Genomic DNA, 20,550 nt, shown 5'->3' on the forward strand with positions numbered 1-20,550 from the left:
GTTCATATTAAAACAAACCGTTAATTTCGGCATCAATTCGGTTAATAACTTGTCCTAAATCTTCTGGATTATCAACAAAATTAATAGGATCAACATCTATAATCAATAATTTACCTTTATCATATCCTTTAATCCAGCTTTCGTAACGTTCGTTCAGTTTATTCAAATAATCAATCGATATAGAATTTTCGTATTCACGTCCGCGTTTATGAATTTGTCCCACTAAATTGGGAATAGAACTTCTTAAATAAATCAATAAATCAGGAGCTCCAACCAAATCTTCCATCAATTCAAACAATTGTTTGTAATTATCGAAATCACGGTTAGACATCAACCCCATGGCATGTAAATTCGGAGCAAAAATATGGGCATCTTCGTAAATGGTTCGATCTTGAATGGTATTTTTTCCGCTTGATTTCATTGCCAAAACCTGACGAAAGCGACTGTTTAAGAAGTAAATCTGCAAATTAAACGACCAACGATCCATTGAATGATAAAAATCATCTAAATACGGATTATCAACTACATCTTCGTAATGTGCATCCCACTTGTAATGTTTGGCTAATAATCTGGTTAACGTAGTTTTTCCTGCACCAATGTTTCCGGCAATTGCAACTTGCATATTTTATTAGTTTATATGGTATAAATACAATTTATCTGTTGTTAAAACACTTAAACTGTTTGCGTTAAAAATAACAGAATCAATGGTTGACTGAACTTCTGCTAATTGTTCTGCTTCTTTATTTTTAGTGTTTAACAAAAATAATTTATTGTTTGATACATACACCAACAAATCGCCATTAATTGCTAACAATTGTGCTTTTTTAGGTAAATTTTGTTCTTGAATTACTTTTCCGTAGATATCAATTCCGTACACAACATCGTCTTTTTGCCAGTAGGCGAAATTCCCGTAAGTTGTTAGAAAAGAATAGATTGTTATAGGGTTACTTACAAACGATGGTTGATCTTGTTGCGATGAAACAATGCACCAACGTTTGCTTGCATAATCGAAAATCCAGATGGAAGCCTGAGATGTTAAAGCGGCATAAGTTGCATCGATTTCAGGAAAACGATCTGTTAAAACAATCTTTTCTTTTATACTTAGCTGATTATCTAACAAAACCAATTGCTGTGTATTTTTGTAAAAAACCAATTGTTTTAAAGGATTTCGTTCGTCGTACTGCGCAATATTTCCTAAAAACGGATCTTTAAAAGTAAATGTTTTTAAAAGGGTTTCTTTCGCAATTTCGTTACTTACAATGGAAGAAGTATCGCCCAAATGATTCAACCCATAATACGTTAATTGCGGCGGACGAACCAATTCTTTTTTAAACACAGCCATTTGTGCATTTACCGAGAATGCAGTAAGAAATGTAATAAAAGCTGTGATTACTTTTTTCATTGTTTATGTTATTTTGTCATTCTGAATGTAACAAAGTGAAATGAAGAATCTAACAATATTGATGAGATTCCTCCTTGAGCTGTGCTGAGCCTGTCGAAGTATCGGAATGACAACGTGATCTTACTTTTGATAAACCGTTATGGTAAAATCGAATTGATTTTTTTCGTCGGATTTATGAAATGACTCTGAAATCATTTTCCAGTCAGATGTTATTTCTGGGAAAAAGGCATCAGCATCTTCAAATACGGCATTTACATGTGTAATCACCAATTCATTAGCAATACTGATTGTTTCCTTATAAATTTCGCCACCGCCAATTACATACACAATTTCCCGGTTTTGCTGTTGAACAAATTGTAACGCATCGTTCACAGAAGCAAACGCAAAACAATTATCGGGAACATTGTAATTTTTCTGTCTGGTAATAATTAAATGTGTACGATTGGGCAAAGGTTTAGGAAACGATTCAAACGTTTTACGACCCATTAAAATAAAATGACCGCTTGTTGTGTTTTTAAAATGTTTAAAATCGGCAGGTAAATGCCACAACAAATCGTTATCTTTTCCTATTGCGTTATTTTGTGCAATGGCTGCTACTAAACTAATCTTCATTATACAGAAACCTGACCTTTAATTGCCGGATGCGGATCATAATCAACCAACGTGAAATCTTCAAACGTAAAGTCGAAAATATCTTTTATTTCCGGATTTAATAACATTTTTGGTAACGGACGCGGTTCTCTTGACAATTGTAATTCAACTTGTTCAAAATGATTGTTGTAGATGTGCGCATCGCCAAACGTATGAATAAAATCGCCATAACCTAAACCACAAACCTGTGCAACCATCATGGTAAACAGTGCGTACGAAGCAATGTTAAACGGAACACCTAAAAAGATATCTGCCGAACGCTGATACAGTTGGCACGATAATTTACCATCGGCAACATAGAACTGAAAAAATGCGTGACACGGAGGCAAAGCTGCTTTTCCGTTCGCAACATTTTCTTCAAAAGATACAGATGTATCTGGCAAAACCGAAGGATTCCAAGCCGAAATTAACATTCTTCGACTGTTTGGATTTGTCTTCAAGGTTTCTATTAATTCTTTAATCTGATCTATTTCTTCGCCGTTCCAATTACGCCACTGATAACCGTAAATTGGACCTAAATCTCCATTTTCATTCGCCCATTCGTCCCAAATACGAACGCCGTTTTCTTTTAAATAACCTATATTGGTATCGCCTTTTAAAAACCAAAGCAATTCGTGAATGATTGATTTTAAATGCACTTTTTTGGTTGTAACCATAGGGAAACCTTCGGCTAAATCAAAACGCATCTGGTAACCAAAAACACTTTTGGTTCCTGTACCTGTTCTGTCGCCTTTTTGAACACCTTCTTTTAAAACGTGTTTAACTAAATCTAAATACTGTTTCATTTTTTAAAGGTTTCTTTTTGATAGCTCGTCACGTAAACGGGCTGCTTTTTCATAATCTTCGTTCAACACTGCCAGTTCTAACATATCGTTTAGTTCCTGAAGCGAATAATCGGCGAATTCATTGCCTTTTTCGGCAGGGGCAATATTTAGAAATTCATCAATAACATCACTTAATTCTTCATTATTATCATCGTCGTCTGCATCAAAATCGTCGTCATCGTCATCATAATCCTCATCTTTAGCATCGGCTTCTTCTTGTTCTCGAAGATAAATTCCTGCCTTGTCCAAAATATTCTGATAGGTAAAAATAGGCGCATCAAAACGTAATGCCAGTGAAATAGCATCAGACGTGCGCGCATCGATAATTTCCTCGATTCCGTCGCGTTCGCAGATAATGCTTGAAAAGAAAACGCCATCAACCAACTTATGAATGATTACCTGTTTTACAACGATATCAAATCGGTCGCAAAAAGTTTTAAATAAATCGTGTGTTAGCGGGCGTGGCGGCTTTAAATCTTCTTCAATAGCAATGGCAATGGCTTGCGCTTCAAACGCACCAATCACAATTGGCAGTTTACGCTCGCCATCTACTTCATTCAAAATCAAAGCATAAGCTCCGTTTTGCGTATGACTGTATGAAATTCCTTTTATTGTTAATTTTACTAAACTCATATTGATAAAAATAGCCAAAAAAGGCTATTAAACAAAGATACATCTTTAAATTTAATAGCCTTTATTTAGAAAATAATTTTGTTTGGTTTTGATTACTTTATTAAATTAAAAATGAATTAGGTAAATCGCGACTACCGTGAAGTACTCTGATAATTCTTATATGATCATTATGAATTCTGTAGAAAATTATGTGATTATCTTTCGGAAAACTATATAAACCTTCTTTAATCTCGTTTCTACTTCTACCAGAAAAAGGATTTTTAAACAGAAAATAAAAAATGCCTTCGATTTCTAAAAGATATTTCTCTGCCTGATTAAAACCAAATTCTTCACAAGTATAATCGAATATTTCCTCTAAATCAGCATCTGCTTTTTCCGATAAAACATAAAATCTATCAGACATTTAAGATTTTTCTTTTTTTGCCTGAATAATATCTTTTATATTTCGAGAACTTGATGTGCCAGACCAGCCTTTATCTATCTCATTCTTAAGTTCATTTAACACTCGAACTCGATAAATTTCATGCAAACGCAATGCATCACGAACAACTTCGCTAGCATTTTGAAAATCTCCTGAAGTTACTTGCTCTGCAATGTAATCTTGTTGCTTTTTTGTAAAACTGATGTTCATGATTGAGCTATTTATATCTATTCAAATTTAATAATAATATCGATATTTAGCAAATTTAGACACAAGACAAAATTGATATTTAAAAAAACAGCCGTAAAAATTACGGCTGTTTGAATATTATATTTAAAGCAAATATTAGTTATTATTCGCTTTGAATTCTTTTAACTTTTTAGTTAATTCTGGCAAAATTTGGAATGCATCACCAACAATTCCGTAATCGGCAACTTTAAAGAAAGGTGCTTCTGGATCAGAATTAATTACCACTTTTACCTTAGAAGCATTGATACCTGCAATGTGCTGAATTGCACCAGAAATACCAACTGCAATGTATAAGTTTGACGCTACTGGTTTTCCTGTTTGACCAACGTGCTCAGAGTGAGGTCTCCAATCTAAATCAGAAACCGGTTTAGAACAAGCTGTTGCTGCACCTAAAACACTCGCTAATTCTTCGATCATTCCCCAGTTTTCTGGTCCTTTTAAACCACGACCACCAGAAACCACGATTTCAGCATCGGCAATAGAAACTTGTCCTGATGCTTTTTCTTGACTTTGAATGTGGATGTTAAAATCGGCATCGTTCAAACTTACCGCGAAATCTTCTGTCGCTGCTGCTCCAGATGCTTCAGCCAAACCAAATGAGTTTTTAGCAACTGCAATTACTTTTACGTCTGAAGTTAATTCTGTAACGTTAAATCCTTTGCTAGAAAAAGCATTACGCTTTACTTGGAACGGACTTGTAGAAACCGGTAATGCTACTACGTTTGATGCGTAACCTGCGTCTAAACCAACTGCTACGATTGGTGCCAAATATAAAGAATCGGTTGTAGATGATAAAATTACCACTTTTGCTCCTTCTTTTTGTGCTGCTTGTTTAACAACATCGGCATACGCTTTAGCGTTAAACTTGTCTAATTTACTATCGGTTACTTTTAGTATTTTATCAACACCGTATTTTCCTAATTCAGAAACATCACCTGCATTAACAGTAACTGCTGTAACGGTGGTTCCTAATGATTCTGCTACTTTTTTTGCGTAAGAAGCTAATTCTAAAGCTACTTTTTTAAATTTTCCTTCTGAAAACTCTGTATATATTAAAACTGACATTTTTTACTTTTTAAAAGATTAGAAATTAGATTACTTTAGCTTCGTTGTGTAATAAATTAATCAACTCGTCTAAATTATCAGGGCTGATTAATTTCACTGCCGATTTTGGTGCTGGCTTTTCAAACTTTACCGCTTTTGTTTTAGCATCTGCAGCAACCGGTTCTAAAACGTTTAATGCTTTAGTACGAGCAGTCATAATTCCGCGCATGTTTGGAATACGTAAATCTTTTTCTTCAACAATACCTTTTTGTCCGCCAATTACCAATGGTAAGTTTGTAGTTAACGTTTCTTTACCACCATCGATCTCACGAACTAAAGTTGCGTTTGCACCATCAATTTCTACACCAACACAAGAATTTACAAAATTGTAACCTAATAAAGATGCTAACATTCCAGGAACCATTCCGCCATTATAATCTAAGGATTCTTTTCCACAAATAACCACATCGTAATTTCCTGCTTTAACAACTTCTGCCAATTCTTTAGCAACAGCAAAACCATCTGTAGGGTTTGCGTTTACACGAATAGCTTCGTTAGCACCAATTGCTAATGCTTTACGAATGGTAGCTTCTGTTTCTGGTCCGCCAACATTAACAACAGTTACATTTGCGCCTTGTTTTTCTTGAAACCAAATAGCACGTGTTAAACCAAATTCATCGTTAGGATTAATTACAAATTGTACACCGTTTGTATCAAATTCTGTATCACCGTTTGTAAAGTTAATCTTTGCAGTAGTATCAGGCACGTGGCTGATGCAAACTAATATTTTCATCTATTTTACGTTTTTTAGATTAATTCTTAATTAGCTACGAAGATAAAAAAAATTTCAAATAACAATACTATGCGTGCATATAAATTATTTCTTAAAATTTTCATGTTACTGTCTAATCTTTTTTTGAATAGGCTATCTTTACTATACACAAAAATGAGTTTTTATTAGCGAATTTAGATTTTAAACTATGAAAAAGACCTATTATTTATTACTGACCTTATTGGTTTTTGCCTGCAACAAAAAAGCAGACGAAACTACAACCACCACTAATTCTTCGACAGAGAATAATCAATCGGTAGAAAAAATAGATACTGTTGATTTATCTGCAGAAGAAGACAAACTATTAAAAATTCATAATGATATTTTTTTAGCAATGGGAAATATGCGAAACGACAGTTTGCTTACGGTAAGCAGTAAGCAGTTTACCGATTCGCTAACCTATCTAATTAAGAACAACAATAGCACGTTGAATTATCCGTTTGAAAAATTACAGAAAGAAAATGCCTTGAAAATGGCAACTTCGGCAGATAAAAAACTCCGAGTTTACAGTTGGGATAATAATTCGGGCGGAACCATGCGTTTTTTTAATCAAATTTATCAGTTTGATGCGAATGGAAATATCACGGTAAATGAAAGTTTGGCATCAAATGATTCGCAAGCTTATTTTTCGAAGATTTACACCGTTCAAAACAAAAACAACGAAAGTATTTATTTGGTAATTTCAAACAGTATCCTTTCAAGTAAATATTCTGTGCAACATATTAATGCTTATAAAATTGGTACTGAAAATTTACAGAATACAGCCGTTTTTAAAACTAAAACCAACACGTTAGATAAAATTTCAGTTGAATATGATTTTTTTAGCGTGGTTGACAGACCTGAACGCCCGGTTGAATTAATTACTTTTGAGAACAACAGGCTGAAAATTGCTTTGGTTGACGATAAACAAAATGTTACCAGCAAAAATTTAATTTACGAATGGAACGGCGATGTGTTTCTATATAAAGGTGTGAAATAATGAAAATAGAAAATGCTATTGTTACCGATATTTTCGATGTTTTTAATGGAACAATAAATAGTAACGCACAAAATGCACTAAAGCGTACTATTAACAATAAATTGGAGAGTGTTGCTGCTATCAAAAATCAACAGCAAATCATAAAATGTTTTAGAGATAATTTTAATTTGTTTACAAATTACCAGTATCCTATTTTACATTACCGTGAAGTTTTTTTTTTGATCGAACAATCAAACTTCGGATCAATTTTAGAGCAGTCAAAACCTTTAAAAGCTCTTAAAAGTAATGAAAATAGGTTTCAAACAATAAAGGGCAAAACAGCGCAACTAATAATTTTTCTACATTATTATTACACAACTTATTTAAAGGATTTTAAATGTGATGATTTTCCTAATGATTACAAAAATCAATATAATGAGTTTATTGCATATTTTAAATCATATAATTTAGATTTTTATCAAGATAAAATTCGATCTAAAAATCTGAATGCAGATGATGTTTTAGTAATCATTCAAATATTTCAAGAACATTATAAAGAAGGAAAACAATTTCCTTTTATAGATTTCTTTGCCCAGTTTGAAGCTTATATATCAATAGCAAAACAAACTTTAAAACATAATTTTCAGTTTCCAGAGATTATTAAAAACGACATTGCACTTACCGATTTTTATCATCCAAGACTTAAAAACGCTACTACAAATTCTTTTAATAATTCTAACGGAGTTTTATTGTTAACAGGTGCAAATATGGCAGGAAAATCAACATTTCTAAAAAGTTTGGGAATGTGTGTTTACTTGGCACATTTAGGCTTTCCTGTTCCTGCAAAAGAAGCTAAAATTCCTTTTTATAACGAAATCTATATTTTTATAAATAACAACGACGATTTAAGTAGCGGATACAGTTATTTTATGCAGGAAGTTTTAAATTTAAAAGAAGTTGTTTTAAAATGTAATGACCACAAAACATGTTTTGCTTTGTTTGATGAATTGTTTAAGGGAACGAATTTCGAAGATGCGTTAGAAATTTCGACAACCACATTAAACGGATTGCTTAAATTTCAAAATTCATTCTTTGCAATTTCAAGTCATATTCATCAGTTAAAAGATCGTATTAGTAATAAAAACAATATTTACACTTATTATTTAGAATGTTTAGTTGATAATGGAACACCACATTTTACGTATCAACTTAAAAAAGGATTTTCTGATTTAAAACTCGGAAAAATAATTTTCGAAAATGAAAAATTAAATGAATTACTTCTATAAAAAATCAATAACATTTTTTTATTCATAAAAATAAAGGCTAACAAATTATAATTTTATATTTTTGTGCACCTATCAATAATGATATTATGAAAACAATTCAATTTAGAGAGGCTATTTGCGAAGCAATGAGCGAAGAAATGCGCCGCGACGATAAAATATATTTAATGGGTGAAGAAGTTGCCGAATACAACGGAGCTTACAAAGCCAGTAAAGGAATGTTAGACGAATTTGGTGCCAAACGTGTGATTGATACACCAATTGCCGAATTAGGTTTTGCAGGTATTGCAGTAGGTTCGGCTATGAACGGTTTACGCCCTATTGTAGAGTTTATGACGTTTAACTTCTCTTTAGTTGGTATCGATCAAATTATTAATAACGCAGCAAAAATGCGTCAAATGAGTGGTGGTCAGTTCACCATGCCAATTGTTTTCCGCGGACCAACAGCATCTGCCGGACAATTAGCTGCAACACACTCTCAAGCTTTTGAAAACTGGTTTGCAAATACTCCGGGTTTAAAAGTGGTTGTGCCATCAAACCCCTATGATGCCAAAGGATTATTAAAATCGGCTATACGCGATAACGATCCGGTTATCTTTATGGAATCGGAACAAATGTATGGCGATAAAGGCGAAGTACCAGAAGGTGAATACACTATTCCATTAGGTGTTGCCGATATTAAACGCGAAGGTACCGATGTTACCATTGTATCTTTCGGAAAAATTATTAAAGAAGCTTATATTGCTGCAGACGAATTGGCTAAAGAAAATATTTCTTGTGAAATTATTGATTTACGCACGGTTCGCCCAATGGATTACGATGCAATCATTAAATCGGTACAAAAAACAAACCGTTTGGTTGTTTTAGAAGAAGCTTGGCCGTTTGCATCGGTTGCTTCAGAAATCACTTACATGGTTCAAGAACGCGCTTTTGATTATTTAGATGCACCTGTACAACGTATTACTACTGCCGATACTCCTGCGCCTTACTCACCAGCCTTGTTAAAAGAATGGTTGCCTAACGCACAAGATGTTGTAAAAGCTGTTAAAAAAGTTATGTACAAAAAATAATAAATTTCATTTACATTTGTAACTCCAACCAAAAAGGTTGGAGTTTTTTGTTATGAAAAAATTGTTATTTGTTGTTTTTACTTTTTTCACCTTGCAAATAGTGGCACAAACCAAAGTTGGTGGAATTGTAATTGATGAAAAACAACAGCCGTTATCGTACGCAAGTGTGTACTTTAAGAATACTACCGAAGGCGTTATTACAAACGAAGACGGTAAGTTTTATTTAGAATCTAACAACACGCAAGACACTTTGGTAATATCGTTTACGGGCTATAACGATGTTTTTTTACCATTGACCAAAGCAGTTAATTTAGATTTAAAAATTGTTTTAGAAGAAGACACCGTGCTTTCTGAGATAAAAATATTTACAGGAAAGACATCCAAAAAAGACAATCCGGCGTTAGATATCCTACGAAAAATCTGGGAAAACCGTCGTAAAAACGGTCTGCACAAATTCGACCAATACGCTTATCAGAAATACGAAAAAATTGAATTCGATTTAAATTCCATCGACAGTGCTTACATGAAAAGTCGGGTTTTTAAAGGTATGGAATTTATTTTTGATAAGGTTGATACATCTAAAATCACCGGAAAAACCTACTTACCTATTTTTATAAACGAACAAGCATCGAACGTTTATGGCGATAATGTTGCCAAGTTGAAAAAAGAAATTCTTGCCGGAAATAAAAATTCAGGCTTTGAAAACAACCAACACATTATGGCGTTTTTAAAGGATTTGTATGTAGAATATGATATTTACAACAACTACCTGAAATTGTTCGACAAAGACTTTGTGAGTCCGCTTTCACGCACCGGAATCAACGTTTATAATTATGTTTTGACCGATACCGCTGATATAGACGGCAAAAAATGCTACAACATTGTGTATTACCCACGCAGAAAAGGCGAATTAACTTTCAAAGGCGATTTTTGGGTGAACGATGGCACTTGGGCTATCAAGAAAATAAATATGGCAATTAGTAAAGATGCCAATATTAATTGGGTGCGCGATATCTATATTGAACAAGAGTTTGATGTTTTGAACGATTCGGTTTTTTTGCTTACAAAAGATCATTTAATGACCGATTTCAGTATCCGCCAGAATGAAAAATCAAAGGGAATGTACGGTAAAAGAACTACCTATTACAAACAATTTGAGTTCGATAAAAAGAAACCCGTAAACTTCTACAAAAGTGAAGTAAACAGCTACAACGAAGCTTTGATGAACCGTCCCGATGAGTTTTGGGAAGGATATCGTTTTGAACCTTTGTCGGAAGAAGAAAAAGGTATTTATACCATGCTGGGCGAACTAAAGCAGAATAAACGCTTTCAAACCTACGTGAATTTAGGAACTATTTTAGCCAGTGATTATGTACAAATTGGCAATTTTGATTACGGACCTATTTTTTCTTCGTTTGGATTTAACGATATCGAAGGTTTCCGTTTAAGAGCCGGCGGTAGAACCTATTTTGGGCAAAACGATATGTGGCGTTTAGAAGGATACACCGCTTACGGTTTTAAAGACAATAAATTTAAGTACGGAATTTCGGGCAGGTTTATGCTGGATAAAGATTCGCGCTTTATTTTCTTTGCAGGAAACCGTCGCGATGTTGAACAAATTGCCGCTACCCTATCGCCTATTACCGATGTATTAGGCAGAAGTTTTGCATCGAGTGCCTTGTTGGCAAGTGGCGATAATTCCAAATTATCAAACATAAATCTTACTTCGGCAGGTTTAGAAATCGAACCATTAAAAAATTTAAAATTCTCAACATCATTCAACTATAAAACATTAAAATCGGCATCGCCTACTTTTTCATTGGCATATTATGACGAAGCCGGTAACATTCGAAACGATTTAAATCAGGCAGAAATCAATCTTTCGGTTGATTATACACCGCGCAGAAAAACAGTTGGTTACGGCGTTGACCGCACCGATGTTGACTACAATTACGCACGCCTTTTCTTTAATTATTCGTTAGGTGTAAAAGGCATGCTGGGCAGCGATTTCGATTACAAAAAAGTTCAGTTATTATACAGTCACCCAATATTAGTGGGCGGTTTTGGTAGGTTCACTCCAACTTTAGAAGCCGGTAAAACATACGGAACCGTTCCATTGGGCTTAATGAGTGTAATTCCCGGAAACCAATCGTACTTTATTATTGGCAATGCATTTAGCCGTATGAATTATTACGAGTTTATTACCGATGAGTATATTGCGCTGCATTTAGAACACAATTTTAATGGTAGAATTTTTTCGAGAATTCCGGGTATAAGAAAATTAGGTTTACGTGAATTTGTCGGTATTCGTGGAGTTTGGGGCGATGTATCGCAGAAAAATATCGACATTAATGCATCAAATATTCCTTACATAGCTCCGACAGATAAAGTTTATTATGAATATTTTGTGGGTGTAGGAAACATTTTTAAATGCCTGCGTGTTGATGTAAACTGGCGAGGCAATTATCTTGAAAATCCCGATGTTAGAAGAGTTGGTGTGAATGTTGTTTTTGGTTTCCATTTTTAAAACAGTAACCACATAACTACATAGAGAAGACTTATAGGTAAGCTATAAAACGATATTCTTTGTTGTTAATAATTTAGTTATAAGCTTTAATGTTAAAAGTTTAAGCAACTTCTTTGTAAGAAACTGAATTTTAACGTACTTTTGCAACCAATTTTGAAATAAAGAAATATACAGATATGACAAACGTTGAACAATTCGATGTATTCATCGAAATTCCTGCAGGAAGCAGAAATAAATACGAGTTCGATTTTGATTTAAAAATGATGAGATTCGATCGTTTATTATTTTCATCAATGAAATACCCAACAGATTACGGTTTTATTCCTGAAACATTGGCTTTAGATAACGATCCGTTAGATGTTTTGGTTTTAACTACAGAACCTACTATTCCAGGTTTATTAATGGAAGTGAAGCCAATTGGTGTGTTTTATATGGCTGACGATAAAGGAAACGACGAAAAAATTATCTGTGTACCAACCGGCGATCCTTTAATGCGTGAATTAAACGATTTAGGAGATATCAACAAGCACCTTATCAAAGAAATTGAACATTTCTTTAAAGTTTATAAAGATTTAGAAAACAAAAAAGTTGAAATCAACGGTTTTGGCGATAAAGCTGCAGCTATTGCAATGATTAAAGAATGCCAAGAGCGTTTTGGTCAGTTACCAGCAGAAAAACAACAATCTTTTAGTATAAGATAAATTAAAAGCCAGAATTTACTTCTGGCTTTTTTTTATATTTTAAACGGGTTGTTGCGCAATTCATAAGCTTCAAATATTTCTTTGGCTGTATATTTCTTTTGCAACTCAATAAATAACATATTATTTTCTTTTGTTACTTCTCGAACTTCATCCAATAAACTAAATATTTCTTTCTGTAAATTTACACCCTCTTCTACAGTTTTAAACTTTGTTTCTTTTAAGTCTTCCTTTAGAATATTTTCTAAATTATCAGGTGTATCATTAAATTTTTTATTCTTATTTATTTTCTGATTATATTCATCAGATTTCGCATTATAAAGATCAATCACATTATTATTATATGCTGTTTTAAATGTTTCTTCGTATTTTATAAATAACGGATCATTTAAAATGTCTTGCGAAAATCCAACAAATCCTGTTAAAATCAGAGCTATTAAAAAAAATTGCTTTCTCATATCATCAAAAAATTAAAGTCCTATACATTGTTTAAAATAAGTAGTACAATTGTACATTCTAATAAAATCGTTCTTCTTTATTATTGCTTTTATTTTTTCAAAACGCTCATCATGTTCTTTTCCTCTATATTCGCTATACAGTTTATCTATTTGATCAGCATAAATTTCTGAATGAGCTTCGCTATGTTTCATAAAATTGTCTTTACACTCATCTGATATCATCATCTTACCAGACAAGGTTTTTATCTGAATACGAATCATTAATTCATAAGCCGATTTTAAGCTTGAATTATCTGTTATTTCAAATTCTTGCAGTTTATCAATTAATTCCCATTCAGATTTCGCTTCTGCTAACGAATGAAATTTTGTTCGCTCTAAATTAGCATCAATCCATAAAAACATATCCTCTTCACTTTCAAACAATTTTTCTACGAACGTAACATTTAATTTATGATTAAAACTTTCAATTGCTTGGATCTTTTTTGATACATCAGAAAGGTTATCGTTCACATACTCATAGCTTAAACTATTAAGTTGTGAATTTACATTTGCGAAACTTATACTACTGTAAAAAATCGCAGTAAAAAAGAATATTTTTTTCATAAAGTGTAAATAAAAAATTAAACATTACACAATATAATAAAAAATTATTTAAAAAATATACAAAAAAATCAATCTATTTTATATTGATGGTACTATTTTTATTATAATTATATTTGTAAAAATTTCAATTTAAAAATGGCCGATCAAATCAATCCATATAAAGATTCTAACTTAGGTAAAAAACAACAGGTTGAACAAATGTTCGATACTATTTCCGGTAATTACGACAGTTTAAACCGAATGATTTCACTGGGAACAGATCAAGGATGGAGACGTAAGGTATTAAAAATGGTATCTGACACCAATCCGGAATCTATCTTAGATATTGCTACAGGAACGGGCGATTTGGCTATTTTACTATCAAAATCTAACGCAAAACGTATTGTTGGTTTGGATCTTTCGGCAGGAATGTTAGAGGTTGGCAAAACAAAAGTAAATGCTTTAGGACTGCAAAATAAAATTGAAATGATTCAGGGCGATTCTGAAAATTTACCTTTTCAAGACAATACTTTTGATGCAATTACCGTTGCCTTTGGTATACGTAATTTTGAAAATCTTGAAAAAGGTTTGTCTGAAATTTTACGTGTATTAAAACCTAACGGAATTTTTGTTATCTTAGAAACCTCGGTTCCAACAAAGTTTCCGTTTAAACAGGGATACAATTTTTACATGAAAACCTTTATGCCGTTAATGGGTAAAGTATTTTCTAAAGATCAAAAAGCGTACGAGTATTTATCAGAATCGGCAAAAAATTTCCCTTACGGTGAAAAATTAAATGCCATTTTGCAAAAAGTAGGCTTTAAAAATGTAAAACATAATCCACAAACAATGGGCGTTGCAACAATTTATTCAGCATCAAAATAATCGTATGAAAAACCTTTTAATTGCTACTTGTTTTCTTTTAACCGCAAATTCGTTTGCACAGGGCATGTTTGGAAAAAATCCTTACCGCAACCAGCAAAACTGGGATCAGCAGCGTGTGCATTATGGGTATTATTTAGGATTTAGCTCGTACAATTTTAAGTTTGATTATAAGAAAAGTTTCTACGAAAAAAACGGAAGCGACGAAATTTTGGTAGAACCTACCACTGGGTTTAATGTTGGTTTGGTTGGAAATTTACGTTTAATGGAATATTTAGATTTACGTTTTGAACCGGGCTTGTATTATACCCGTAGAAAATTGTTTTTCCCTCACATACAAAACCCTGATCAAAATACACGCGATGTAGCTTCAACATACATTCATTTTCCAATATTGTTAAAATTTTCTGCTTTAAGAGCCGGAAATATTCGTCCGTACATTTTAACAGGGATATCGCAATCGTTGAATTTAAGTAGTAATGAAACTTCTAAAGACGATAACTACCAAGGTCGTTTTAGAATGAAAAAATGGACTGCAAACTACGAATTAGGTTTAGGTATTGATTTTTATTTCGAACATTTTAAATTTACTCCGTCGGTTCGAGGCGTATTTGGTTTACAAGACGAATTAATTCGCGATAAAAACCCAAATAGCCCATGGACAGGCGACATTGAATCTATGAAAACACGTGGTTTGTTTATAAACTTTACTTTTCATTAATAGTTGTTAGTAATAAGCTTTTAGACATAAAAAATCCTGCAATTCAACTTGCAGGATTTTTCTTTTCTCAAGATTTATAAGTTATTTTTATTATCAAAAAACTAATCATGCCTTTAACTTACTTAAAATAATAGCATTTGCAAGATTTAAACTTTCGGTTTATGTATCTTTTCAAAATGCAGAACAACGTTCTATAAAAACAAACAGCAGTTCAAGTTGAACTGCTGCTTTCATCATTGTAATGTAAATATTTTTATAAACTATTAATTAGTTCTCTTGTTGATGCCAAATATAAGCCGTAAGCTTCTTCATTTGTTGTTAGATAATCTTTTAAACATTCTCTATAATCACTACTTAATTCGCTAGCCATAACATAATCTCCATTTGGTAAATAACCTGATTCACATCTGTTTTCCGCTGTTTTAGCTGCTGCTTTTTTAGGACATCCATCTCCTACTTTTACATTGTCGTTTGCTACTAACTCTTTCTGTCCTGTTGACATATCGGTTAAATAAACACGAACGTTTACAGTATAACACCCGCTTCCATTTCCTGTGCTAACTAAATCGCTTTCAACAGAAATTTTAAAACCCCAACCCGTACTAAAAGTAGAATTTTGAGGTTCGGAATTCTGACTATCTACTTTTTCCGATAAACTCCCTAAATCAGAATTTGAATTAGCATCTTCACATGCTGTCAATGTAAGTCCCAAGAAAAACATTAATGATAACACTAAACTTTTTTTCATAATATCATGTATTTTAGATTAATTAAATTGAATTTACCAAAATAATTAACATAAAATAATTAATATAAAATTAACAAAATTTCCTCTTAAACTCACTTAAAATAATAGCAGTTGCAGTGGCAACGTTTAAACTTTCGGTTTGTTGTAAATCGCCAAAACGTGGAATGGCAATTTTAGCTGTTACCAAAGCTTCAATTTCTTTTGATATTCCGTTGGCTTCGTTACCCATTACAATAATTCCGTTGGTAGGTAAATTGGTTTTGTAAATATTGGTTCCATCCATAAACGTTCCAAAAATCGGTTCATTGGTGTCCTTTAAATAATCAACTAAATTGGTATAAAAAATATTTACTCGCGTTAACGACCCCATAGTTGCTTGTACCACTTTAGTGTTGTAAACATCAACCGTTTCGTTACTGCAAATTAAATCGGCAACACCAAACCAATCACACAAACGAATAATAGTTCCTAAATTTCCGGGATCTCGTACATTGTCTAAAGCAATTTTCAATCCGTTAGGTTGTGGCAATGTATCATCTTTCATTTTAAAAACAGCCAAACAATCGTTCGGTGTTGTTAAAGACGATATTTTCTTAAGGTCGGCTTCACTAATTTCCGTTACAAATTCCTTCGAAACATTAAAATTTAACTGCTTGGTTGTATAGATATGTTCTAACTGCAAAGTAGAATTCAGCAGTTCATTAATTACCTTAAATCCTTCGGCAACAAAAACTTTATTTAAATCGCGGAATTTTTTTTGCTTTAATTGCGTTATATATTTGATTTGGTTTTTAGTAAGCATTCGTGAAAAGTTGTAATTTTACCAATTGAAATTGTTATGTCCTTGAGAAATATTTTATCAAAATTAGTGTTTATTACTGTAATTTCAAGCATTTTTTTGGCTTGTTCGTTAACAAAGCGCGTACCTGCTGATGAACGACTGCTAACGGAAAATGAAATTTTGGTAAACAATAAAAAAGAAACCAGCGAAGTTATTGTTAAACAATTGTATCAGCAGCCTAACAGCAATTTTTTGGGTTACCGTTTACGTTTGCACATGTACAATATGGCAAAGGTAAATCCCGATTCTACCTATCAGGCGTGGTTAGATAAACATCCGAATACCGAACGTTTTCTGGCAAAACTTTTATCTGCAAAACAGGTAGATCGTTTGGGAACATCGTTTTTTGTTTCGGGCATGGGCAGAACGTTAAAAGATTTAGGCGAAGCACCTGTTATTTATGATGGCGAAAGAACCAAAAAATCGGTCATTCGTTTAAAAAACCATTATTTTAATGAAGGATATTTCAATACTAAAATTTCGTACAAGTTAGACAGTTTAAAGCCTAAAAAAGTCAGTGCGCATTACACAATCAATACAGGAAAACCTTATGTTTACGATAGTATTGCGGTAATTGTGAAATCGCCCGAATTAGATTCACTTTACAAAACCAATACGCGTGCAAGTGTTGTAAAAAAAGGCGATCAGTACAATGCTGCAAAATTAGATGAAGAACGCGAACGTATTACTACTTTTTTTAGAAACAACGGTGCTTACGATTTTCAGAAAACCTATATTAATTACGAAGCCGATACCTTAAAAAACAACCATACAACGGATATTTACCTGAATATCGACAATAAAAACATTAAACAAGGTGATACGCTGGTTACCGAGCCTTTTAAACTTTACAAAATCAGCAGGGTAAATCTTTACACAAGCAATACATCGGCAGAATACGAAACCATTACCGATTCTGTTCAATACAAAAATTTAAACATTTACAGTAAAGGTCCGTTAAGTTACAAGCCAAAAGTGTTGCGTAATGCCGTTTTTATCGATGAAGACGGTTATTTTTCAGATATGCGTCGTTTAGTTACTTCGCGTTCATTAAGTAATTTAAAGGTTTTTAATTATCCAACCATTGAATACGTTCCCGATACGCGCGACAGTTTGGGTAAATCGTTGATCGCAAATATCACATTAAATCCTAAAAAACGTATTATTTTTAATCCTTCGATCGATTTAAATCACTCAAATATTCAAGATTTCGGTATTCAGGGAAATATAGGTTTTGTTTTTAGAAATGTATTTAAAGGTGCCGAAATTTTAGATATTGGTTTCAGAGGAAACATTGGTTCGTCGGCATCAAGGTATCGTAACGAACAAAACACTTTTTTTGACATTTTGGAATATGGTGCCGATGTAAAACTGACCTTTCCAAGATTTTTATTCTTTCCGAATATTATCGATAAACTGGTAGATCGTACATCGTTCCCAAATACTTCGTTAAGTGTCGGGTTTTTCAACCAGCAGAATATTGGTTTAGATAAACAGAATCTTACAGGAATTTACAACTACTCTTGGTCGTACAAACGCAGAAACACCATTAGTTTTGATCTTTTTAACCTGCAATTTGTCCGCAACATGAATCCGGGGAACTATTTTAAGGTATATCGATCTTCATACAACACCTTAAATACGATTGCCGATAGAACTGATGTTAACCCTGACTATTTAGACGAAAACGGAAACTTAACAATTGAAGGTGGCGGTGCCGATCGCTTTATGAATGATGTTTATAATGGAAATACAAACGCTAACGAACAAGACACCCAAACTGTTTTAAGTATTGCCGAAAGAAAACAGCGTTTAACAGAAAACAACCTTATCTTGGCAAGTAACGTGGTGTACACCTACTCTAACCGATTCAATATTAAAGACCAGGATTTTTTTACTTTTAGAACCAAGATCGAATCCGCAGGAAATATTTTAAATGCCATAGCAAAATCAAACAGTAAAACCAACGATAATGGTAAACACACCGTTTTAGATGTAGCGTATTCGCAATACATTAAAGGCGAAGTAGATTTTATAAAGTATTTTGATTTAGGAAATAAAAACGTAATTGCATTGCGGGCTTTTGGTGGTATCGCCATTCCGTATGGCAACAGCGACAACATTCCGTTTTCGCGAAGTTATTTTGCAGGTGGATCTAACGACAACCGTGCATGGCAGTCTTATCGTTTAGGACCTGGTCGCAGTGGTGGAGTTTTAGATTTTAACGAAGCAAATATGAAGTTAGCCTTTAATGCAGAATATCGTTTTAATGTGAGCGGACCTTGGAATATGGCATTATTTGCCGATGCCGGAAACATTTGGAATGCTTTAGATAATATTACCGACGAAGAAATGACTTTTAACGGATTAAAATCTTTAAAAGATTTGGCACTAGGTACAGGTTTAGGAATTCGATACGATTTTAACTTCTTTGTTATTCGTTTAGATTTAGGTTTTAAAACGTACAATCCCGCAAACGAAGCTAACCGAAAGTGGTTTAAAGAGTGGAATTTAAGTAAAACCGTTTTAAATGTCGGAATTAATTATCCGTTTTAATAAAATTACTACTTTTGTAAGCTAAACTAAAATTAAAAATAAAACATACAACCTATAAATATGGCACATAACATTAAGCCGGGTGTTGCTACCGGCGATCAAGTTCAGGAAATATTTAACTACGCAAAAGAAAAAGGCTTTGCTTTACCGGCTGTAAACGTAACAACATCTAGCACCATTAACGGTGTTTTAGAAACAGCTGCTAAATTAAACGCACCGGTAATCATTCAGTTTTCTAACGGTGGCGGTTTGTTTATGGCAGGAAAAGGTTTAAACAACGATAACGAACGTGCAGCTATTGCAGGATCTATTGCAGGCGCAAAACAAGTACACGAATTGGCAGAGTTATACGGTGCAACTGTTATTTTACATACCGATCACTGTGCTAAAAAATTATTGCCTTGGATTGATGGTTTGTTAGATGCCAGCGAAAAATTCTATAAAGAAAATGGTAAACCTTTGTTCTCTTCGCACATGATTGATTTATCGGAAGAACCGATCGAAGAAAACATCGAAATTTCTAAAAAATATCTTGAGCGTATGAGCAAAATGGGTATGACTTTAGAAATTGAATTAGGAATTACAGGTGGTGAAGAAGACGGTGTTGATAATTCGCACGTAGATTCATCAAAACTATACACGCAACCAGAAGAAGTGGCTTACGCTTACGAAGAATTAATGAAAGTATCGCCACGTTTTACCATTGCAGCAGCTTTTGGTAACGTGCATGGAGTTTATAAACCAGGAAACGTAAAATTAACTCCGAAAATTTTAGACAATTCGCAGAAATACGTTCAAGAAAAATTCAACACTAAAAACAATCCGGTAGATTTCGTTTTCCACGGTGGATCAGGATCAACTTTAGAAGAAATTCGCGAAGCAATATCTTACGGAGTTATTAAAATGAATATCGATACCGATTTACAGTTTGCTTTTACAGAAGGTGCTCGTGATTATATTCTTGCGAAGAAAGATTATTTAATGACACAGATTGGAAATCCGGAAGGCGAAGAAGTACCAAACAAAAAATATTACGATCCACGTAAATGGTTACGCGAAGGCGAATTAACATTCAACAAACGTTTAGAACAAGCTTTTGCCGATTTAAACAACGTTAAAACATTATAAAAATTACGAATTACGAATTACTAATAAATTCATAATTCATAA

General features: G+C 33.3%; 22 protein-coding genes. 9 read left to right on the plus strand and 13 right to left on the minus strand.

Going from position 1 to position 20,550, the window contains the following annotated elements; genetic code table 11:
- Nucleotides 1–7: 7 nt before the first annotated feature.
- The 9 genes from BM253_RS07680 to BM253_RS07720 all read right to left on the minus strand — a co-directional run bounded on the left by BM253_RS07680 (nucleotide 8) and on the right by BM253_RS07720 (nucleotide 6,017).
- Entirely contained in the window at nucleotides 8–622 is a 615-nt protein-coding gene (locus BM253_RS07680) for a deoxynucleoside kinase (RefSeq protein WP_091521796.1), read from the minus strand.
- Nucleotides 623–628: 6 nt separating this feature from the next.
- Complete coding sequence (locus BM253_RS07685; protein ID WP_091521799.1) at nucleotides 629–1,402, minus strand: hypothetical protein; 774 nt, start codon at nucleotides 1,400–1,402, stop codon at nucleotides 629–631.
- Between the two features lie 120 nt (nucleotides 1,403–1,522).
- Entirely contained in the window at nucleotides 1,523–2,014 is a 492-nt protein-coding gene (locus tag BM253_RS07690) for a dihydrofolate reductase (protein ID WP_091521803.1), read from the minus strand.
- Nucleotides 2,014–2,838 (minus strand): thymidylate synthase, encoded by an 825-nt coding sequence (locus BM253_RS07695; protein WP_091521806.1) that lies wholly within the window; start codon nucleotides 2,836–2,838, stop codon nucleotides 2,014–2,016. The genes BM253_RS07690 and BM253_RS07695 overlap by 1 nt, the downstream gene beginning before the upstream one ends.
- A gap of 3 nt (nucleotides 2,839–2,841) precedes the next feature.
- Nucleotides 2,842–3,510, minus strand: coding sequence for a bifunctional nuclease family protein (locus tag BM253_RS07700; protein ID WP_091521809.1), 669 nt, complete (start codon nucleotides 3,508–3,510; stop codon nucleotides 2,842–2,844).
- Between the two features lie 100 nt (nucleotides 3,511–3,610).
- Complete coding sequence (locus BM253_RS07705; protein WP_091521812.1) at nucleotides 3,611–3,913, minus strand: type II toxin-antitoxin system RelE/ParE family toxin; 303 nt, start codon at nucleotides 3,911–3,913, stop codon at nucleotides 3,611–3,613.
- Complete coding sequence (locus tag BM253_RS07710; RefSeq protein WP_091521814.1) at nucleotides 3,914–4,141, minus strand: type II toxin-antitoxin system ParD family antitoxin; 228 nt, start codon at nucleotides 4,139–4,141, stop codon at nucleotides 3,914–3,916.
- Nucleotides 4,142–4,276: 135 nt separating this feature from the next.
- Entirely contained in the window at nucleotides 4,277–5,245 is a 969-nt protein-coding gene (locus tag BM253_RS07715) for an electron transfer flavoprotein subunit alpha/FixB family protein (protein WP_091521817.1), read from the minus strand.
- A 25-nt stretch (nucleotides 5,246–5,270) separates the two neighbouring features.
- Nucleotides 5,271–6,017, minus strand: a complete 747-nt coding sequence (locus tag BM253_RS07720; RefSeq protein WP_091521819.1) for an electron transfer flavoprotein subunit beta/FixA family protein — start codon at nucleotides 6,015–6,017, stop codon at nucleotides 5,271–5,273.
- 187 nt (nucleotides 6,018–6,204) lie between these two features.
- On the opposite strand from BM253_RS07720, the gene BM253_RS07725 reads away from it, so the two are divergent.
- The 5 genes from BM253_RS07725 (at nucleotide 6,205) to BM253_RS07745 (ending at nucleotide 12,595) form a co-directional block, all read left to right on the plus strand.
- A complete protein-coding gene (locus tag BM253_RS07725; protein ID WP_091521822.1) occupies nucleotides 6,205–7,035 on the plus strand; it encodes a hypothetical protein in 831 nt (276 codons plus the stop codon).
- Complete coding sequence (locus BM253_RS07730) at nucleotides 7,035–8,300, plus strand: MutS-related protein (RefSeq protein WP_091521825.1); 1,266 nt, start codon at nucleotides 7,035–7,037, stop codon at nucleotides 8,298–8,300. Before BM253_RS07725 ends, BM253_RS07730 begins: the two co-directional genes overlap by 1 nt.
- A gap of 86 nt (nucleotides 8,301–8,386) precedes the next feature.
- On the plus strand, nucleotides 8,387–9,367 hold the full coding sequence (locus BM253_RS07735) for a pyruvate dehydrogenase complex E1 component subunit beta (protein WP_091521828.1): 981 nt from the start codon (nucleotides 8,387–8,389) through the stop codon (nucleotides 9,365–9,367).
- A gap of 52 nt (nucleotides 9,368–9,419) precedes the next feature.
- Entirely contained in the window at nucleotides 9,420–11,894 is a 2,475-nt protein-coding gene (locus BM253_RS07740; protein WP_091521832.1) for a DUF5686 and carboxypeptidase-like regulatory domain-containing protein, read from the plus strand.
- Nucleotides 11,895–12,070: 176 nt separating this feature from the next.
- On the plus strand, nucleotides 12,071–12,595 hold the full coding sequence (locus BM253_RS07745; protein ID WP_091521835.1) for an inorganic diphosphatase: 525 nt from the start codon (nucleotides 12,071–12,073) through the stop codon (nucleotides 12,593–12,595).
- 32 nt (nucleotides 12,596–12,627) lie between these two features.
- Here the strand turns inward: BM253_RS07745 and BM253_RS07750 are convergent, their stop codons facing one another.
- Nucleotides 12,628–13,050 (minus strand): hypothetical protein, encoded by a 423-nt coding sequence (locus BM253_RS07750; RefSeq protein ID WP_091521838.1) that lies wholly within the window; start codon nucleotides 13,048–13,050, stop codon nucleotides 12,628–12,630.
- A 12-nt stretch (nucleotides 13,051–13,062) separates the two neighbouring features.
- Complete coding sequence (locus BM253_RS07755; protein ID WP_091521841.1) at nucleotides 13,063–13,653, minus strand: hypothetical protein; 591 nt, start codon at nucleotides 13,651–13,653, stop codon at nucleotides 13,063–13,065.
- A gap of 135 nt (nucleotides 13,654–13,788) precedes the next feature.
- Here BM253_RS07755 and ubiE point away from each other — a divergent pair, with 135 nt between their 5' ends.
- Together ubiE and porT are read left to right on the plus strand one after the other, a co-directional pair.
- A complete protein-coding gene (ubiE, locus tag BM253_RS07760) occupies nucleotides 13,789–14,517 on the plus strand; it encodes a bifunctional demethylmenaquinone methyltransferase/2-methoxy-6-polyprenyl-1,4-benzoquinol methylase UbiE (protein WP_091521845.1) in 729 nt (242 codons plus the stop codon).
- Between the two features lie 4 nt (nucleotides 14,518–14,521).
- The gene (porT, locus tag BM253_RS07765; RefSeq protein ID WP_091521968.1) at nucleotides 14,522–15,235 is read left to right on the plus strand and encodes a type IX secretion/gliding motility protein PorT/SprT; all 714 of its coding nucleotides are present in this window, start codon (nucleotides 14,522–14,524) and stop codon (nucleotides 15,233–15,235) included.
- A gap of 253 nt (nucleotides 15,236–15,488) precedes the next feature.
- On the opposite strand, the gene BM253_RS07770 is transcribed toward porT, so the two are convergent.
- Together BM253_RS07770 and BM253_RS07775 are read right to left on the minus strand one after the other, a co-directional pair.
- Nucleotides 15,489–15,983 (minus strand): hypothetical protein, encoded by a 495-nt coding sequence (locus BM253_RS07770; RefSeq protein WP_091521848.1) that lies wholly within the window; start codon nucleotides 15,981–15,983, stop codon nucleotides 15,489–15,491.
- 70 nt (nucleotides 15,984–16,053) lie between these two features.
- A complete protein-coding gene (locus BM253_RS07775; protein ID WP_091521851.1) occupies nucleotides 16,054–16,785 on the minus strand; it encodes a TrmH family RNA methyltransferase in 732 nt (243 codons plus the stop codon).
- Between the two features lie 36 nt (nucleotides 16,786–16,821).
- Here BM253_RS07775 and tamL point away from each other — a divergent pair, with 36 nt between their 5' ends.
- Together tamL and fbaA are read left to right on the plus strand one after the other, a co-directional pair.
- Nucleotides 16,822–19,380, plus strand: a complete 2,559-nt coding sequence (gene tamL, locus BM253_RS07780; protein ID WP_177205748.1) for a translocation and assembly module lipoprotein TamL — start codon at nucleotides 16,822–16,824, stop codon at nucleotides 19,378–19,380.
- 60 nt (nucleotides 19,381–19,440) lie between these two features.
- Nucleotides 19,441–20,508, plus strand: a complete 1,068-nt coding sequence (gene fbaA / locus BM253_RS07785; protein ID WP_091521855.1) for a class II fructose-bisphosphate aldolase — start codon at nucleotides 19,441–19,443, stop codon at nucleotides 20,506–20,508.
- Nucleotides 20,509–20,550: the final 42 nt, after the last annotated feature.

The organism is Paenimyroides ummariense (genome assembly GCF_900115115.1).
In the GTDB taxonomy this organism is placed as follows: domain Bacteria; phylum Bacteroidota; class Bacteroidia; order Flavobacteriales; family Flavobacteriaceae; genus Flavobacterium; species Flavobacterium ummariense.

Coding starts and splice junctions, on each gene's coding strand:
- BM253_RS07680 (WP_091521796.1), bottom strand. CDS start 622: ATGCAAGTTGCAATTGCCGGAAACATTGGTGCAGGAAAAACTACGTTA.
- BM253_RS07685 (WP_091521799.1), bottom strand. CDS start 1,402: ATGAAAAAAGTAATCACAGCTTTTATTACATTTCTTACTGCATTCTCG.
- BM253_RS07690 (WP_091521803.1), bottom strand. CDS start 2,014: ATGAAGATTAGTTTAGTAGCAGCCATTGCACAAAATAACGCAATAGGA.
- BM253_RS07695 (WP_091521806.1), bottom strand. CDS start 2,838: ATGAAACAGTATTTAGATTTAGTTAAACACGTTTTAAAAGAAGGTGTT.
- BM253_RS07700 (WP_091521809.1), bottom strand. CDS start 3,510: ATGAGTTTAGTAAAATTAACAATAAAAGGAATTTCATACAGTCATACG.
- BM253_RS07705 (WP_091521812.1), bottom strand. CDS start 3,913: ATGTCTGATAGATTTTATGTTTTATCGGAAAAAGCAGATGCTGATTTA.
- BM253_RS07710 (WP_091521814.1), bottom strand. CDS start 4,141: ATGAACATCAGTTTTACAAAAAAGCAACAAGATTACATTGCAGAGCAA.
- BM253_RS07715 (WP_091521817.1), bottom strand. CDS start 5,245: ATGTCAGTTTTAATATATACAGAGTTTTCAGAAGGAAAATTTAAAAAA.
- BM253_RS07720 (WP_091521819.1), bottom strand. CDS start 6,017: ATGAAAATATTAGTTTGCATCAGCCACGTGCCTGATACTACTGCAAAG.
- BM253_RS07725 (WP_091521822.1), top strand. CDS start 6,205: ATGAAAAAGACCTATTATTTATTACTGACCTTATTGGTTTTTGCCTGC.
- BM253_RS07730 (WP_091521825.1), top strand. CDS start 7,035: ATGAAAATAGAAAATGCTATTGTTACCGATATTTTCGATGTTTTTAAT.
- BM253_RS07735 (WP_091521828.1), top strand. CDS start 8,387: ATGAAAACAATTCAATTTAGAGAGGCTATTTGCGAAGCAATGAGCGAA.
- BM253_RS07740 (WP_091521832.1), top strand. CDS start 9,420: ATGAAAAAATTGTTATTTGTTGTTTTTACTTTTTTCACCTTGCAAATA.
- BM253_RS07745 (WP_091521835.1), top strand. CDS start 12,071: ATGACAAACGTTGAACAATTCGATGTATTCATCGAAATTCCTGCAGGA.
- BM253_RS07750 (WP_091521838.1), bottom strand. CDS start 13,050: ATGAGAAAGCAATTTTTTTTAATAGCTCTGATTTTAACAGGATTTGTT.
- BM253_RS07755 (WP_091521841.1), bottom strand. CDS start 13,653: ATGAAAAAAATATTCTTTTTTACTGCGATTTTTTACAGTAGTATAAGT.
- ubiE (WP_091521845.1), top strand. CDS start 13,789: ATGGCCGATCAAATCAATCCATATAAAGATTCTAACTTAGGTAAAAAA.
- porT (WP_091521968.1), top strand. CDS start 14,522: ATGAAAAACCTTTTAATTGCTACTTGTTTTCTTTTAACCGCAAATTCG.
- BM253_RS07770 (WP_091521848.1), bottom strand. CDS start 15,983: ATGAAAAAAAGTTTAGTGTTATCATTAATGTTTTTCTTGGGACTTACA.
- BM253_RS07775 (WP_091521851.1), bottom strand. CDS start 16,785: ATGCTTACTAAAAACCAAATCAAATATATAACGCAATTAAAGCAAAAA.
- tamL (WP_177205748.1), top strand. CDS start 16,822: ATGTCCTTGAGAAATATTTTATCAAAATTAGTGTTTATTACTGTAATT.
- fbaA (WP_091521855.1), top strand. CDS start 19,441: ATGGCACATAACATTAAGCCGGGTGTTGCTACCGGCGATCAAGTTCAG.